The 15,343-nt window shown below is 55.6% G+C and carries 17 protein-coding genes; all 17 read right to left on the bottom strand.

Annotated elements, in window-relative coordinates:
• Positions 1–53: 53 nt before the first annotated feature.
• Positions 54–1,076, bottom strand: a complete 1,023-nt coding sequence (gene pheS, locus ACOZ42_RS07685; RefSeq protein ID WP_003800363.1) for a phenylalanine--tRNA ligase subunit alpha — start codon at positions 1,074–1,076, stop codon at positions 54–56.
• Positions 1,077–1,146: 70 nt separating this feature from the next.
• Positions 1,147–1,506, bottom strand: a complete 360-nt coding sequence (rplT, locus tag ACOZ42_RS07680) for a 50S ribosomal protein L20 (protein ID WP_003800365.1) — start codon at positions 1,504–1,506, stop codon at positions 1,147–1,149.
• A gap of 16 nt (positions 1,507–1,522) precedes the next feature.
• Positions 1,523–1,720, bottom strand: a complete 198-nt coding sequence (gene rpmI / locus ACOZ42_RS07675) for a 50S ribosomal protein L35 (RefSeq protein ID WP_003800367.1) — start codon at positions 1,718–1,720, stop codon at positions 1,523–1,525.
• A gap of 449 nt (positions 1,721–2,169) precedes the next feature.
• Positions 2,170–3,693: a YifB family Mg chelatase-like AAA ATPase gene (locus ACOZ42_RS07670; protein WP_415302321.1), complete on the bottom strand. Its 1,524-nt coding sequence runs from the start codon at positions 3,691–3,693 to the stop codon at positions 2,170–2,172.
• A 108-nt stretch (positions 3,694–3,801) separates the two neighbouring features.
• A complete protein-coding gene (locus ACOZ42_RS07665; RefSeq protein ID WP_003800370.1) occupies positions 3,802–4,479 on the bottom strand; it encodes a pentapeptide repeat-containing protein in 678 nt (225 codons plus the stop codon).
• A 94-nt stretch (positions 4,480–4,573) separates the two neighbouring features.
• Positions 4,574–5,710: a CynX/NimT family MFS transporter gene (locus ACOZ42_RS07660; protein ID WP_426345844.1), complete on the bottom strand. Its 1,137-nt coding sequence runs from the start codon at positions 5,708–5,710 to the stop codon at positions 4,574–4,576.
• A gap of 105 nt (positions 5,711–5,815) precedes the next feature.
• Positions 5,816–6,106: an accessory factor UbiK family protein gene (locus tag ACOZ42_RS07655; protein WP_003800374.1), complete on the bottom strand. Its 291-nt coding sequence runs from the start codon at positions 6,104–6,106 to the stop codon at positions 5,816–5,818.
• A gap of 106 nt (positions 6,107–6,212) precedes the next feature.
• Positions 6,213–6,701: a hypothetical protein gene (locus ACOZ42_RS07650; protein ID WP_003800375.1), complete on the bottom strand. Its 489-nt coding sequence runs from the start codon at positions 6,699–6,701 to the stop codon at positions 6,213–6,215.
• Between the two features lie 319 nt (positions 6,702–7,020).
• The gene (gene ptsP, locus ACOZ42_RS07645) at positions 7,021–8,733 is read right to left on the bottom strand and encodes a phosphoenolpyruvate--protein phosphotransferase (RefSeq protein ID WP_193353485.1); all 1,713 of its coding nucleotides are present in this window, start codon (positions 8,731–8,733) and stop codon (positions 7,021–7,023) included.
• Between the two features lie 60 nt (positions 8,734–8,793).
• The gene (locus ACOZ42_RS07640) at positions 8,794–9,063 is read right to left on the bottom strand and encodes an HPr family phosphocarrier protein (protein ID WP_003800381.1); all 270 of its coding nucleotides are present in this window, start codon (positions 9,061–9,063) and stop codon (positions 8,794–8,796) included.
• A 36-nt stretch (positions 9,064–9,099) separates the two neighbouring features.
• Positions 9,100–9,507, bottom strand: coding sequence for a PTS sugar transporter subunit IIA (locus tag ACOZ42_RS07635; protein ID WP_003800383.1), 408 nt, complete (start codon positions 9,505–9,507; stop codon positions 9,100–9,102).
• Positions 9,504–10,466: a glutathione synthase gene (gshB, locus tag ACOZ42_RS07630; RefSeq protein ID WP_426345778.1), complete on the bottom strand. Its 963-nt coding sequence runs from the start codon at positions 10,464–10,466 to the stop codon at positions 9,504–9,506. The genes ACOZ42_RS07635 and gshB overlap by 4 nt, the downstream gene beginning before the upstream one ends.
• Before the next feature lie 128 nt (positions 10,467–10,594).
• Positions 10,595–11,119 carry a translation initiation factor IF-3 gene (gene infC / locus ACOZ42_RS07625; RefSeq protein WP_080584954.1) on the bottom strand — a complete coding sequence of 175 codons (525 nt, stop codon included), beginning with the start codon at positions 11,117–11,119 and terminating at the stop codon, positions 10,595–10,597.
• A 46-nt stretch (positions 11,120–11,165) separates the two neighbouring features.
• Entirely contained in the window at positions 11,166–13,088 is a 1,923-nt protein-coding gene (gene thrS / locus ACOZ42_RS07620; RefSeq protein ID WP_059317680.1) for a threonine--tRNA ligase, read from the bottom strand.
• 230 nt (positions 13,089–13,318) lie between these two features.
• Positions 13,319–13,564, bottom strand: coding sequence for a putative hemolysin (locus ACOZ42_RS07615; protein ID WP_003800390.1), 246 nt, complete (start codon positions 13,562–13,564; stop codon positions 13,319–13,321).
• Between the two features lie 580 nt (positions 13,565–14,144).
• Positions 14,145–14,324 carry a hypothetical protein gene (locus ACOZ42_RS07610; RefSeq protein ID WP_240208731.1) on the bottom strand — a complete coding sequence of 60 codons (180 nt, stop codon included), beginning with the start codon at positions 14,322–14,324 and terminating at the stop codon, positions 14,145–14,147.
• Between the two features lie 36 nt (positions 14,325–14,360).
• Positions 14,361–15,299, bottom strand: coding sequence for a carbohydrate kinase family protein (locus tag ACOZ42_RS07605; RefSeq protein WP_426345777.1), 939 nt, complete (start codon positions 15,297–15,299; stop codon positions 14,361–14,363).
• Positions 15,300–15,343 lie beyond the last annotated feature (44 nt).

Here is a 15,343-nt window from a genome sequence, read left to right as displayed (position 1 = left end):
GGCGTATACCGGAACCGACCGGGCCTGTCAGGCCCAGCGGCGCGAAACAGGAATCAACGATTGAATTGCTTCAGAAAGCGCAGATCGCCTTCAAAGAACTGGCGTAAATCGTTAACACCATAGCGCAACATAGTCAGGCGCTCCAGCCCGGAACCAAAAGCGAAACCAATGTAACGCTCGGGGTCCAAACCGAAATTGCGCACCACTTGCGGGTGAACCTGCCCGGAGCCCGAGATTTCCAGCCAACGGCCCTTATTGGGACCGGAGGAGAACATCATGTCAATCTCGGCGGATGGCTCGGTAAAGGGGAAAAAAGAAGGTCGAAAACGCACGACCAGATCGTCGCTTTCAAAAAAAGCGCGCAGAAAATTCGTGTAGACGCCTTTCAGATCCGCAAAGGAAATATCCTCGGCAATCCACAAGCCTTCGACCTGATGGAACATGGGCGAGTGAGTGGCATCACTGTCAACGCGATAAGTGCGCCCAGGGGCAATAACCTTGATCGGGGCCTGGTTCATGCGCGCGTATCGCACCTGCATGGGGCTGGTGTGTGTGCGCAGCAAATAAGGCAGACCCTGCTCGTCGTTCATATCGATATAGAACGTATCCTGCATTGAGCGGGCCGGGTGATTCTCTGGATTGTTCAGAGCGGTAAAATTGGTCCAGTCATTTTCGATTTCAGGGCCGTCCGCCACATCAAAACCGATAGAGCGGAAAATGGCCTCGACTCGCTGCCAGGTCTGGATGACCGGATGGATGCCGCCGGTGCCCCGTCCACGGCCAGGCAGAGTCACATCAATCTGTTCTTGAGCCAGACGTTGGTTCAATTGTTCTGCCGCCAAGGCAGCACGACGATCATTGAGCAAATCCTCAATTTCGCGCTTGAGCACGTTAATGCTGGCGCCTGCTGCTTTTTTCTGCTCCGGCTCCATCTGGGCAAGACCTTTCATCAAGGCGGTGATGGCACCTTGTTTGCCCAAAAAGCGGGCTTTGGCGTTTTCCAGCGAGGCGGCGTCCTGAGACTGCTCAAACAAGGCCCGAGCCTGGGCGATCAGATCGTCGTGGGAGGAAGTCATGGCGTGTTACTTTCCAAAAACAAACGGAGCCCCAAAGGCCCCGTTTGTGAACTATACAGTCAGATACCGCTTAAGCAGCCAGAGCGTTCTTAGCCTGTGCAACAATAGCAGCAAAACCTGCCTTGTCTTTAACAGCCAAGTCAGCCAGAACCTTACGGTCCAAAGCGATGGAGGCTTTGTTCAAGCCGGCGATAAACTGGCTGTAGCTCATGTCCAGTTCGCGGCAAGCTGCGTTGATACGGGTAATCCACAGCGAGCGGAATACACGTTTCTTGTTACGGCGGTCACGGTAGGCATACTGACCTGCCTTCATGACAGCCTGTTTGGCTATACGGAATACATTACCGCGACGACCGCGAAAACCTTTGGCCTGGGCAATGACTTTCTTGTGGCGTGCGCGTGCGTTAACACCGCGTTTTACTCGTGACATGTTCGATTCTCCCTAATCAAGCGAAAGGCATCATTGCTTTTACGGAAGCGACGTCGGCTTTATGAACCTCGACGGCACCGCGCAACTGACGTTTGTTCTTGGTCGTCTTCTTGGTCAGAATGTGACGCTTGAACGCTTGGCCCCGCTTGATGGAACCGCTACCACGAACCACAAAGCGCTTGGAAGCGCTTTTTTTGGTTTTCATTTTAGGCATGAAATTACTCGACTAATTTGTGTCTGCGGGTGGCCGCCAAAGAAACTGGCACGCACTTGTATGACCCAAAACAGGCACTTATTTTTTTCTTTGCCCGCTGCAAGAACAAATCCAAACAGGGGAAAAGCTCTTGATTATAGGATGATTCCTGGAAAATTGTCCAGACAGACCCCGGTTTTTTATAGCCAGGTCGTTGCTGACAGGCCCTCAATAAAACCAGTCCCTGCCACACCCACTGTCTACCCAGCAACACCGTATCACGGCCCGACACGGTGCTCATGTGTCTGTAGAGCTGGCCTGTAAACAAACAGGGTTATTCGTTCTCCCCCTATCCGCCCAGTGCGAACGTCAGCGAACCGCCCCCTTCGGGAATTTTCCACATCGTCCTTGAAGCGGCGGCACCCGTCCATGTTCAACCGCCATCACGGTCTTCTTGTAGCCCAGCAGGCTTAAGGTAAATCCGGGCGGAACTGTAGCGCCTCCGCAATATGGGAGCGGGTCAGCTGGTCCACGCCCGCCAGATCCGCAATCGTACGCGCCACTCGCAGCACCCTGCCCTGCACTCTTTCCGACCAATGCCAGCGCTTGCGCGCGCTGCTCAGCAAAGCCATGGCATCTGCAGACAGGCCGACATGCGCTTTCAAGCCCGACACCGGCAAGCGGGCATTGCGCACCGCCTGACGCCTCACTTGCCTTTCGATCGCCTCCTGCACGCGTAACCTGACCTGAGCGGATGGCGTCGCTTCATGATCGCTCTGCGCCCCGGACTCGCTCAAGGTGACCAAGAGATCAATCCTGTCCAACATGGGGCCGGACAAACGTTGCCGATATTGTTCTCGTTGAGCGGGCGAGCAACGGCATGCCCGATGCCGACTGGCCGCCCAGCCACATGGACAAGGGTTCATCGCGGCCACTAATTGAAATTGGGCCGGAAAGACCGCCTGCTTCTGTGCACGGGAGATATGTACGCAGCCTTGCTCCAGGGGCTCGCGCAGCGCCTCCAGTGAACGTCGGCTGAACTCGGGCAGCTCATCTAGAAACAGCACGCCCTGGTGCGCCAGAGAAACCTCCCCCGGCCGGGGGCGGCTGCCCCCGCCAATCAGGGCTGGCGTAGACACACTGTGATGCGGGGCACGAAACGGAGGGCGTCGGCTGTAAAAATCCCGCTCCTGAACAAAAGAGTACAAGGCCGCCACTTCGAGTTGGGCATAGCGATCCAGATCGGGCAACAGGCCGGGCAGACGTTGAGCCAACATGGTTTTTCCTACACCCGGCGAGCCGTTCAACAAAAGGCTGTGACCACCCGCCGCTGCTACTTCCAAAGCACGACAGGCCAAAGGCTGTCCACGTACATCAGACAGGCAAAGCGACGGATCGTAAGTGTGCTCCTCTGGCCAGGGCTGAGCCAAAGCTGGCTCAAGCTCTTTATCACCCCGCAGATAAGCGGCTGCCTCGGCCAGGCTCGCCACACCTCGAACCTGCAGTTCCGGCACATGGGCCGCCACCTCCGCGCTGTGTCTTGGCAAAAGCAAACAAGGCGCTGGATGCCGCCGCGCCATTCCCAACGCAATCGTCAGCGCGCCTTGAACAGGAACCACTGCGCCCGTCAAGGACAGCTCACCGGCCATGACATAGCGCTCCAAACCCGTAATCGCCTGCTCACGCTGTCCATCATCACAGCGGCTAAGCTGGCCGCTGGCCAGCAAAATTGCCAACGCCACCGGTAGATCAAAGCGCCCCGAATCTTTGGGCAGATCGGCCGGAGCCAGATTGATTGTCAGTCGGGCAGCGGGAAAATCAAAACCGCTGGCTTGCAAAGCGGCACGTATTCGCTCCCGACTTTCCCGGATACCAGCATCCGGCAAACCAACAATATGAAAAGCGGGCAAGCCCGGAGCGACATGCGCCTCAACCCGCACATCGATTACATCCAGGCCCGACAAGGCACAACTGTTCAACACGGCCAAGGACATAGACCTTTCCCCTATCCTGAGGCAAACAGATAGCTTGCCCAGCCAAGGAAGAAAGTGCCAGATGGCGGCTCTGACTTGATCACTGCGTACTTGTACGCAACGCTGCCCCTACTGCACCCGCACCCCCATGGAACTGACTAGCCCGACCGCCTGTTCCACCGACAGACACGCACCTTGAAAAGAGTGGTTCAAGTCATAAAAGCTAATACTGCCCAACTCCACACTGCGCAAATCTGCCCCCTTAAAGCAGGTCCCACGCAGGCTGGCCCCGCGCAAACTGCCGCCCTCAAAGACGGCATCCTGGAAATCGCAGCCACCGAGGTCCGCATCGGAGAAATCCAGTTGCACCAGATTTTGCTTGCGGAAACTAATCGCGCGCAACGTAGCACCCACTAGCTTGCACTCACGCAGCCTCAGGTCCAAACCACGGGTTTCGTTGAAAACCGCAGCGCTCAACTTGGAGTCCTCGATTTGCAAGGAGGCAATCCGAGTGCCTAGCCACTTGCTCACGTGCAGATCACAAGCCCTAAAACGGGCCGAACTAAGGTCCGCCAAGCTGAAATCTGACTGACTCAGCTTGCAACGCTGCCAGACCGTGTCTTGCAAATGGGCTCGTGTAAAGCAGGTTCTCAAAAAACTGCAACCCGAAAACAGCAAACCTTCCAGCTCCAGCCCCGACAGGTCCTCATCATCAAAAATACAGTTCTCAAAACTCAAAGACGCATGGGCGCCGGCCACCAGATCGGCCAACTCATCTCTTGTGATCTGGACGTTACTGACGAGCATGCTGCCTTCCCCTCAAAAAAAAACAGAGCCCGCCTGACGGCACGGGCCCCTTGACTATCTGCATCATGCAATCTGACCTTGATCAGAGCAAAACTTAACGGCTGCCAGGCAAACCCAATCGGGACAGACGCCAGGCAATGATCAAACCCAAAATTGCAAAGCTGACTGTCGCGACCCACGCCCACTGCCACCCGCCCAACATATGCACGACTGAAGCCACGACAGGCGGCCCTACAAATTGACCCAGTGAAGAGCATTGCTGCACCCAGCCCACCGACGTGGACGTCGTCTCCGGGGAAGGCGCGGCCGTGACGGCCAGAAAAAACAAAGTCGCGGGAATCAAGCCGCCCACAATCGAGAACACCAGGATGGCGACAAACTGAACCACCAAATTTTGTGTCAGTCCAAACGCAAGGACCGCACACGCAATCATGCCCAGGTAGCCTGCTTGCAGCAATCTATGAGGCGGGATACCCGCATGCAAACAGCGCCCTGCCCCCAGATTGCCGATAACATTCCCCGCAGCAATCGAGGCCGTCAGCAAACCGGCGGTACCGACTGCTATCTCTGCCTGGTTATAAATAGTGGGCATAAAACCCACGACTGCCGCCCATTGCGCCGCGTACACCCCAAAGGCCAAAGCCAGCAACCAAACCTGGCCCGAGCTTAAGGTCGTGCGCAACAGACTGGACCAGCGAAGCGCCACAGTGTGCTGCACTGCACGCTTGGCTTGAGTCTGAGAATCGGGGGGCACAAGAAGAAAGGTCAAAACCATAAAGATGGCTGTCAGTATGCCTAGAGCCACCCACAAGGTGCGCCAGGAGCCCACTGCCAGCCAGGCAGCGCCAGCCCACAGCATCAAGACCGCACCGGCAGGCATATAACACCCCCACCAACCCATGACTCGGCTCAAGCGTGCCGCAACCGTAATACGTTTAATCAGGGCCGGGATGGGCAACACCACCATCAGAAAGCCACAGCCTTCGATCATGCGACCGAGCAATACCGGCGTGCTATGGTCGGACAGAGAGCCCAGCAGCGAAGCCAGAGACAAAATACCCAGCCCCGTCACAATGCAGCGGCGCAGACCAATCTTCTCGGAAATCAGACCAATGCACAGCCCGAGCAACATGCCGGCCATTTGCACACTGGCCAGCAAGAAGCCGGACTGCACCAAGTCCATCCCCAATTCCCGCTGCATAAAAGGCAAAGCCGGGGGTACCTTCCACACATGCAATGCGGCGCACACCCCGGTCACGACCAGAAAAACAGCAGTAAAAAAGGGGCTGGCCAATGGTGTGCCCCCAGGCCTGACGGTAGGATTCAAATGCCGTAATCAGCCTTGGCTGTCCGCTTGCTCAGGGACCTCGCCCTTGTCCTGGACTACCGGTGCCTGACGTCCTTCAAGGGCTTGCAAGCGGGTTTCCAAAGCGGCCACACGAGCCAGAGCGCGTTCGAGCATCAACTTGTAGGTATCGAACTCTTCACGAGTCACCAGGTCCATGCGATTGAAAGCCTGTCCCATAAAGGCTTTAACATTGCGCTCAATATCGGCAGCCGGGCTTTTGGCGATCAGCTCCGAGACATTTTTTTGCAGATCTTCCAGCCACTCGCTACGATTAATCATGGTCCTCTCCTGAAATTAGTGACACTAACAGCAGTATAGAAAAAGCGGGTACCGAAGGCACCCGCTTTTTGCATCTGGCCGCAAAAGCGACCGATTAATTCAAACCTTAAGGCTTGGACTGTTCAGAAGGCACAGTAGAAGGCGAGGAATCTACGCCATTGCCCAGCTTGCTCTGAATAGCGCTGTCCGCTTTGGCAGCACCTTCTTTAATGGCATCGCCTGTACGGCTGGCAGCGTCGGCCATGGCATCTTTAGCCTCAACGGCTTTCTCAGCAACTGCGTCACCCGCTGCCTTGGCGTCTTCCTTCAGGTTATGGAGATTTTCCTTGGCGTTTTCTTCCTGCTTCTCTGCGTCTTTTTTGACGTCTTCAGCAACTTTATCCGCATCCTTCTTCAGCTCTTCCGTTCTCTGCTCCAAGGTCTTGTCCGCCTCTGGTGCAGGTGGAGTGGTGGCAGGCGCTGTCGATTGTGGAGCAGCAACAGGAGCAGGTGGTGCACTCGTAGCGGCTTTATCGTCCTCTTTGGAACACGCAGCCAGCAGAGTCATCGAAGCAGCAGCGGCCATGACAGCAAAATGAGCACGAGTCAGTTTCATAAGATTTCCTTCCTACTATTCCAAGGTCGCTAGATAGAATGGGCCGAGATCTGTTGCGACTGCCAGCTCGGCCTTGGGTCTGTTACAACTCCCCTAAGAGCCATTCTATCGGTGCTGGGCACACAGACCAATCTATTAGTGTAAATCCTGATTTCAATGAATCTGACGATATCGCGCACGCGGGATGACAAACCCTTTAACAACAAGCACCTAGCGACTAGCTCGGTTTTGATGCGCTGTTACAAATAGAATCCCTCATAGGATCACAGCCGGGGTTTGTTACATATTTACCAAATTAAATAGACCTATTTTCAACTACTTAGGCAGCTAAGGTGGCCAAATCGATGCGCTCGGCGCGGTTCAAGGCACTGGCCACTTTCACACGCAATGCGTTGGAATGCGATAGACGCACTTCCTTTTTGACATCCAGCAATTGCTGCGGATGCATGGAGAATTCTTTCAGACCCAGCCCGAGCAGCATCCGGGTCACGGAAGCATCGCCGGCCATCTCGCCGCAGATAGCCACTGGCTTGCCGGCGCGGTCAGCGGCGTTGATCGTATGCGCAATCAAACGCAAAACAGCGGGGTGCATGGGGTCGTACAAATTGGCCACTTCAGCATCGCCCCGATCGACGGCCAACACATACTGAATCAGGTCGTTGGTACCGATCGACAGGAAATCGAGCTCCTGCACGAAAGGTTCGATGGCAATGGCAATGGCGGGCACTTCCACCATGGCACCCAGCAAATAATTACGTGCAAACGGCGTGCCGGATTTCTCCAGTTCGCGGGCAGCCGCTTCAATGGCCTGCCGGCTGGCGTACACCTCGTTCATGGACGAGATCATGGGAATCAGGATACGAATCTGCCCATGCTGGCTGGCACGTAACAAGGCCCGCAACTGCGTGGCAAACATTTCTGGTCGATCCAGGCAGTAGCGAATGGCGCGCAAGCCCAAGGCAGGATTGGTCGCCACCGTCGCGTCCCCATCCAAGGTCTTGTCGGCACCAATATCCAGTGTGCGGATCGTGACAACTTTGCCCTGCATGGCTTTGACCACGCGGGAATACGCCTCATACTGCTCCTGCTCAGAAGGCAAATCCGTGCGCCCCATGAACAAAAACTCACTTCGGAACAAACCAATGCCATCGGCGCCCGCTTTCAAGGCAAGCTCGGCCTCCTCGGGAAGTTCGATATTGGCTTCGAGCCGTACATTAATACCATCCAGAGTCATCGCAGGGGCGTCTAGCAGCGCCTGGAGCTCGGCACGTTCACGGAGATAGGCTTCCTGCCGCTCCCGGTATTCGCTCAGAACCTGCTCGGAGGGATTCACTATGACGGCGCCTGAAAAGCCGTCCACAATCAGATAGTCCCCATCGCGGATCAAACTACGAAAACTGCCCAGACCCACAACGGCCGGAACGCCCAGACTACGAGCCACAATGGCTGTGTGAGAGGTCGGCCCGCCAAGATCAGTCAGGAAGGCGGCAAAATGGCCTCCCCGCAAACGCAACATATCCGCAGGCGAAATATCACGCGCCACGACAATCAGCGGCTCTTCGTGAGCGGCGGCAAAGCCGGGCAGCATGGCGGGTTTGCCAGCCAGGACACGCAGCACCCGTTCAATCACCTGACGCACATCGGCACCACGCTCACGCAGATATTCATCTTCCATCTGCGAAAACTGTTCGACCAGCATCTGGCCCTGCGAGGTCAAGGCCCATTCGGCGTTGTAGTGACGCTCGGCAATGATGGCACAGGTTTGCTGCGTCAACATGGGGTCGTCCAGCAAGAGGCTGTGCACCGTCAAAATAGGCGCCAGCTCGCGCGGCGCATCCACCGGCAACTGGTCCACCATGGTGCGCAGTTCATCACGCGTACCGGCCATGGCGCTCAGCAAACGCTGACATTCGGAATCCACGTCCTCGGCGGCAATCCGGTAATGAGGAACTTCCAAGGCAGCTGCGCTCATCACCACCGCCTTGGCAATGGCGTACCCCTTGCCGACTGCTTGACCTTGAGCGGTAAACATCGCGGACAAATCAGACGCGGGGGTTCGAGCAGCAGCACTATTCATGACCGGTGTGGTTCCTTATTCGTTTTCACCAAACTTGGCGTCAAACAACGCCTGGATATCATTCAGGGCCTGATCGGCGTCATCGCCCTGGGCATCAACCACCACCGTGACGCCCATTCCGGCGGCCAGCATCATGACACCCATAATACTTTTTGCATTCACACGCTGAGAGCCACGTGCGATAAAAATCTCACTGCTGTAACGGCCGGCCAATTGCGTAAGCTTGGCCGCTGCCCGTGCATGAAGACCTAATTTATTACTGATCGTGATGGATACGCTGGGCATAGAGGCAACTGGAAAAATGAAAGTGAAAATTCAAAATCAGCAATGGCAGTCGGCGTGAACAATGCCACGCAATGCGCCTGCCATGACATCCTGAGCGAATTGCTCCGGATTGTCGCGTCGCTCGGTCAAAGCTTTCAATACCATGCACATATTGGTGCCGGTCAATAAATAGGCGCCCTGTCCCTGATCCTGTAAAGCCTGCTGGACCCGGCGCGCCACATTAAACGGAGTGGCGCCATACAGATCGCACAGAATCAAGGTCGCCACGGCATCTGGCGCCTGCGTGTGCAGTTGCCCCAGCAAGCGCTCTACCGCCGTGTCCGTGCATTCGTCCGCCTGAATATCAAAGACAAACAGATCGGGCTTCTCGCCCAGAACGTGCTCGGCGCAACTGGCAAACGCACTGGCCAGGGGCTCATGCATAATCAAGGCTAGGCGGATCACGCGCGTCCCGTCGCTTTCTCGACAGCCTGAACAAAGCGCTGTGCCACATCAAAGCCTGTCTGCTCGGTAATTTCGACAAAACAGGTTGGGCTGGTCACATTGATTTCCGTGACGTAGTCACCAATCACATCCAGGCCGATCAGCAGCAAACCACGGGCCGCCAGCACCGGTCCCAAGGTACGGGCAATATGCCAGTCATGCTCGGACAAGGGCTGAGCAACCCCGCGACCACCGGCCGCCAGATTGCCACGCGTTTCGCCAGCCAGAGGGATACGGGCCAGGGCGTAAGGCACAGGCTCGCCGTCAATAATGAGGATGCGCTTATCCCCCTTGACGATCTCCGGAATGTAGCGCTGCGCCATAATGGTTTGCGTACCATTGGCAGTCAGCGTTTCCAGGATGGCACCCAGATTGGGTTCGGGATCCTGCAAACGGAAAATACCCATGCCGCCCATACCGTCCAGCGGTTTGACGATCACATCTTGATGCTCTTGGTGAAAGGCGCGCAAGCGACCCATATCACGGGTGACCAGGGTAGGCGGTGTGAACTGTGGAAATTCGGTAATGGCGAGTTTTTCAGGGTGATTGCGAATGGCTGCCCCTGAATTGAAGACCTTGGCCCCTTGCTCCTGCGCAAAACTGAGCAGGTGCGTGGAATAGGCGTACTCCATATCGAAAGGCGGGTCCTTGCGCATGATCACTGCGTCAAAGGCATTGAGCTCCTGCTCGATGGCCTGTTCGGGATGAGTCCACCACGCAGGTGCACGCAAATCGGCATCCGCAGCAATGCTGACAGCCTGGCTGCGCGTACGAACCCGGCTTTGGGCGATATACAGATCAGACTGCAAGGTCACGCTGACGCGATGACCACGCGCCAGGAATGCACGCATCATGGCAACGGAGGAATCCTTGTAAGCCGACAGGCTGGGCAAGGGATCAATGATGAATAGAACGTGCATGTCACACCTAGAGAAAAACGCCTTTGCAAACCAGCTGCAAAGGCGATTGTGCCCGACTCGCTACTTGGGAGCGAATCGGGCAACGCATAATGCTCCTGGGCAGGCCCAGGCAGTATCGCGCAAAACGATCAGGACGCTTTCTTGCGAGGCGCGAGAACCATGACCATTTGACGGCCTTCCAGCTTGGGCATCGCTTCAACCTGACAGATTTCGCTAACTTCGTCGCGAATCCGCTCCAGCACGCGCATCCCCAATTCCTGGTGAGCCATCTCACGACCACGGAAACGCAAAGTCACCTTAACCTTGTCGCCATCGTCAATAAAACGTTTCACGTTGCGCAGCTTGACCTGGTAGTCGCCTTCATCCGTTCCGGGACGGAATTTGACTTCCTTGATCTGAATGATTTTTTGCTTGGCCTTGGCTTCCTGTTGGCGTTTTTGCTCCTGATAGCGGAACTTGCCGTAATCCATCAAGCGGCACACCGGTGGCACAGCCGCAGGGGCGATTTCCACCAGATCCACATCGTGCTGTTCTGCCATAGCCAAGGCGTCAGGTACCTTGACGATACCTAGCTGCTCACCCTCGACTCCAATGAGTCGCACCTCTGGAATACGAATTTCACCATTGATGCGATGTTTTTTCTCGGTTGCGATGTCGAAAACTCCTAAAAATGTCGATAAAAACGATAGCGTTCCTGTTTTACTGACGGCTATCGATCTCTTGTTTCAATCGTGCTGAAAAATCGGCTACCGGCATGACGCCCAAGTCCACGCCACCGCGTGCACGTACGGCAACGGCACCGTTCTCACGCTCTTTTTCACCCACGACCAGAATATAGGGCACTTTTTGCATACTGTGCTCACGGATTTTACGAGTGATTTTTTCACCGCGCAAATCAGAGGAGGCACGAAATCCCATTTTCTTCAGATTTTGGGCGACGGACTGGGCATAATCAGCCGAACTTTCTGAAATGCAGCATACCACCACGTGCTCTGGCGCCAGCCAGGCAGGCAAGGCGCCGGCATGGTTTTCAATCAACATGCCAATAAAGCGCTCGAACGACCCCAAAATAGCACGGTGCAACATAACAGGCACGCGTCGCTGGTCCTGAGCATCCACATACTCGGCCCCGAGACGGGCCGGCATGGAGAAGTCCACCTGAATGGTACCGCACTGCCAGTGACGGCCAATCGCGTCTTTCAGGGTGTACTCGATCTTCGGACCGTAAAACGCCCCCTCGCCTTCCGAAATCTCGAACTCGCAACCGGTACGACGCAAGCTCTCGATCAGGGCTTGCTCAGCCTTGTCCCAGACGGCATCATCACCAATGCGCTTTTCAGGGCGAGTAGCGACCTTGTACAAAATCTCGGTAAAGCCGAAGTCTGCATACACCGCTTGCAACTGAGCTGTAAACGCCGCGCATTCGTCCTGCAACTGGTCTTCCGTACAGAAAATGTGGCCGTCGTCTTGTGTAAATCCGCGCACCCGCATCATGCCGTGCAAGGCGCCCGACGGTTCATTACGGTGGCACTGACCGAACTCGCCATAACGAATAGGCAGCTCACGGTAGGAATGCAGACCTGAATTGAAAATCTGCACGTGGCCGGGGCAGTTCATGGGCTTTAGGCCATAAACGCGATTCTCCGACTCGGTCGTGAACATATTTTCAGCATAGTTATCCCAGTGACCTGTTTTCTTCCACAGCGACAGATCCAGAATCTGCGGCGCTTTCACTTCCTGATAACCATTGTCCTGATACACGCGACGAATGTATTGCTCGACCTGTTGCCAGATGACCCAGCCTTTGGGGTGCCAGAAAATCAGACCGGGGGCTTCTTCCTGGAAGTGGAACAGGTCCAGTTCGCGCCCCAGTTTGCGGTGGTCGCGGCGCTCGGCCTCCTCCAGCATGGTCAGATAGGCTTGCTGGTCTTCCTTGCTCGCCCAGGCCGTACCGTAAATGCGCTGCAGCATTTCATTGTTGCTGTCACCGCGCCAGTAAGCCCCTGCGACTTTCATCAGCTTGAAGACTTTCAGCTTGCCCGTCGATGGGACGTGCGGCCCACGGCACAAGTCGATGAACTCGCCCTCGCGATACAGACTGATGGGCTCGTTGGACGGGATGGAGGCAATGATTTCTGCCTTGTAGTCCTCACCAATGCTTTTGAAGAACTCGACCGCATCGTCACGCAGCCACTCCTCACGGGTGACCACTTCGTCCTTCTTGGCCAGTTCAGCCATTTTCTTTTCAATGGCTTCCAGGTCCTCGGGCGTGAAAGCACGCTTGTAGGAAAAGTCGTAGTAAAAGCCATTGTCGATCACCGGGCCAATGGTGACCTGCGCGTCTGGAAACAAGCTCTTGACCGCGTAAGCCAACAAGTGGGCGGTGGAGTGACGAATCACCTCCAGGCCGTCTGCGTCCTTGGCGGTAATGATGGCCAGATTGCTGTCCTGGTCAATCACATACGAGGTATCCACCAGCCGCGACTCGGTGCCTGGCGTGCTGACACGACCCGCCAGGGCCGCGCGGCCCAGGCCAGTACCAATCGAGTTCGCCACTTCGCTGACGGAAACCGGGCCCTCAAACTCTCGCTGGGAGCCATCGGGCAGTGTGATTCGGACCATAACACTTCCTGAAATAAAAAACGCGGCCTTGAAAAAGCCGCGCTTTTGAATTGAACGTTCTTGAAAAGCAAACGAAACGCTACGCGGCCACGGCTAGACTTGCCGACGGGTAGTTCGCGTTGAGTTCATAAGATTCTGCTTCCCAAATAACACATTTGATTGGATAAGTTTATCACCTTCCCCGCCGTCGCGATGCGGTATCGCTACAAAAACCACATTCGGAAAAGAATTCAATCCATACGGGGATACCAGCTACGGTAAAACGCCCACTCCTCCGACTCCGACCCATCTTTCATCAAACAGGTTCCATAAGCGCCACTCTCGCTTTCATGAACAATGGTTTGCCCACCCATGCGCTGACAAAAGGAGGATGCCAGATTCGTCTGGGCAACAGGCTTGGCCACGGTTTGGGGAGAGTTGGCACATGCCGACAGCATCAAAGACCCTGCACAGGCAGAAACTAAGCGGAAAAACATGATTTCCTTCTCCTTGATCTGAAGGTTGCCGATGTCTGAGATGTCCTCCGAGATGGGGACTGTCCAGGCAATCGCTACGACGCGCGGGATCGAAAATCGGAGTGCGCCAGTCGCGAAACAGATCGTGGAAATAGCTTACTACACTTGTCCAGCACGAAAAGCGGGCACAGCCAAGCGTGCAGCAAAAGCAACACCTTCAGTCAAAAAAGGCGCTGAAATCATGCCTGAAAAGAGACAGGTTATGACAAGACGCAACAGCGTCAGGCCTGGCTTACGTACGATGCAGCCAGAAAGACAGGAGAATGAAACCTAAAATACCGCAGCCGGCCAGCATTAATACCATAGGTACATAATCGATCAGATTCGAGGCATTAATCATGGCGTACATCCCAAAGTCCAACTTACAACAAGCTTAGGACTATGGTAGCGGGCCAGGCTCCGAACATGAAGTCAACGATTGTCAAGTTCCGGCACAGGAACGACACAACGACTTGTATTAAGCAACATCAACTTACTTCTGCGGCATAAACGGCGTATACCTGCTTAAAGGACGCCAACAGGCTTTCAAACCAGAGGAATATCAGGGCCCCCATCCAGTCAGCAGAGAGTAGACAGCATAGGCTAGCGGCACCGCCAAAGGCGTGATCATCAACAAACCCGTATCCCGCTTCCAGCTGTTCGGGCGGGTATAACGCAGTGTCACACCCAACAATAGCGTTACCAGCAGATACAGGCTAACAATAATGACGATGGCTGCCATATCCCCTCCCCGCGATCAAATGAACTGTTATCCCATTTAGGGCACAGGCCTTTCATTGTCATCCTCTCCCAGCAGAGGAGGAAACGCATTGGCGGCCCATTGTTCCAAGCGCATTGCCGCGGCCTGACTGGCCACTGTCAGGGCGCGAGTCGGCCCTACGCCACGTTTCCATGCCAAGGCAAAGCTGGACAGAAACGCATCGCCCGCTCCGACGGTAGAACACACTGTCACCTTGCAAGCAGGCTGTACGTAATGCTGCCCCTGGAACAGCAAGACAGCTCCCTGTGCCCCCAAGGTAATCAACAAGGCTTGTTGCGCATGATGTTGCAGGCGGCTGGCCAGCGCACAGGCGTGCTGAACCGACAGGTCCAGTTGAATATCGGCGCCTTGAACACCGGCCAGCATTTGAGCCTCCACGGCATTCAGGCCCAACACATCGGCCTGCGCATAAACCTGCCTGAACCCCTGACCCTGATGCTGTAAGCAGGCCACACTGGGGTTGACTACCAAACAACTTGAATTGGCACTTTTTCCAGACAAAGCCTGTGCCAGGCTTTCCATCGGTTGCAGCGCCAAGGGGGCTACATAAACCAGATCGGCCAGCAGATCTTGCGCCTGCACACGCAAATAGGCATTCGCCCCACGACGGGCCAATACTGACGCACTACCAGACGGCTCGACCAGAACGATCGCTTTACCGGTTGGCTGATCGGGACAGAACTGGATACTGCCGACTGCCACCCCTAATTGTTCAAGATGCTCATGCAAACGAGCACCCAGGCCGTCCCGGCCCAACGCTCCCACGAGTCTGACCGTCTCGCCTTGGCCCATAAAACTCGCTGTCGCATTGAGTGCGCCTCCGCCAGGATACAGATCAATTGATCCCACCTCCTGCTTGTCACCACGCGCCAGCTCGGCCGGCATACCTGAAACCACAATATCAAGGGTAATACTGCCAATTGCTACAAGCTGCACCGTATACCTCGGCCATGAATAAGAAAGCGCCAATCTGCCTGGAG

It is taken from the genome of Alcaligenes sp. HNGD-HTN06 (assembly GCF_049932565.1).
GTDB lineage: Bacteria > Pseudomonadota > Gammaproteobacteria > Burkholderiales > Burkholderiaceae_B > Alcaligenes > Alcaligenes ammonioxydans.
The sequence above is the reverse complement of the archived record's forward strand: the minus strand, read 5'-3'. Positions and strand labels throughout refer to the sequence as shown.

Bases quoted from the DNA above. Each gene is read 5' to 3' on its own strand.
- pheS (WP_003800363.1), bottom strand. From the start codon at position 1,076: ATGACTTCCTCCCACGACGATCTGATCGCCCAGGCTCGGGCCTTGTTT.
- rplT (WP_003800365.1), bottom strand. From the start codon at position 1,506: ATGTCACGAGTAAAACGCGGTGTTAACGCACGCGCACGCCACAAGAAA.
- rpmI (WP_003800367.1), bottom strand. From the start codon at position 1,720: ATGCCTAAAATGAAAACCAAAAAAAGCGCTTCCAAGCGCTTTGTGGTT.
- ACOZ42_RS07670 (WP_415302321.1), bottom strand. From the start codon at position 3,693: ATGTCCTTGGCCGTGTTGAACAGTTGTGCCTTGTCGGGCCTGGATGTA.
- ACOZ42_RS07665 (WP_003800370.1), bottom strand. From the start codon at position 4,479: ATGCTCGTCAGTAACGTCCAGATCACAAGAGATGAGTTGGCCGATCTG.
- ACOZ42_RS07655 (WP_003800374.1), bottom strand. From the start codon at position 6,106: ATGATTAATCGTAGCGAGTGGCTGGAAGATCTGCAAAAAAATGTCTCG.
- ACOZ42_RS07650 (WP_003800375.1), bottom strand. From the start codon at position 6,701: ATGAAACTGACTCGTGCTCATTTTGCTGTCATGGCCGCTGCTGCTTCG.
- ptsP (WP_193353485.1), bottom strand. From the start codon at position 8,733: ATGTTTACCGCTCAAGGTCAAGCAGTCGGCAAGGGGTACGCCATTGCC.
- ACOZ42_RS07640 (WP_003800381.1), bottom strand. From the start codon at position 9,063: ATGCCCAGCGTATCCATCACGATCAGTAATAAATTAGGTCTTCATGCA.
- gshB (WP_426345778.1), bottom strand. From the start codon at position 10,466: ATGCACGTTCTATTCATCATTGATCCCTTGCCCAGCCTGTCGGCTTAC.
- thrS (WP_059317680.1), bottom strand. From the start codon at position 13,088: ATGGTCCGAATCACACTGCCCGATGGCTCCCAGCGAGAGTTTGAGGGC.
- ACOZ42_RS07615 (WP_003800390.1), bottom strand. From the start codon at position 13,564: ATGTTTTTCCGCTTAGTTTCTGCCTGTGCAGGGTCTTTGATGCTGTCG.
- ACOZ42_RS07610 (WP_240208731.1), bottom strand. From the start codon at position 14,324: ATGGCAGCCATCGTCATTATTGTTAGCCTGTATCTGCTGGTAACGCTA.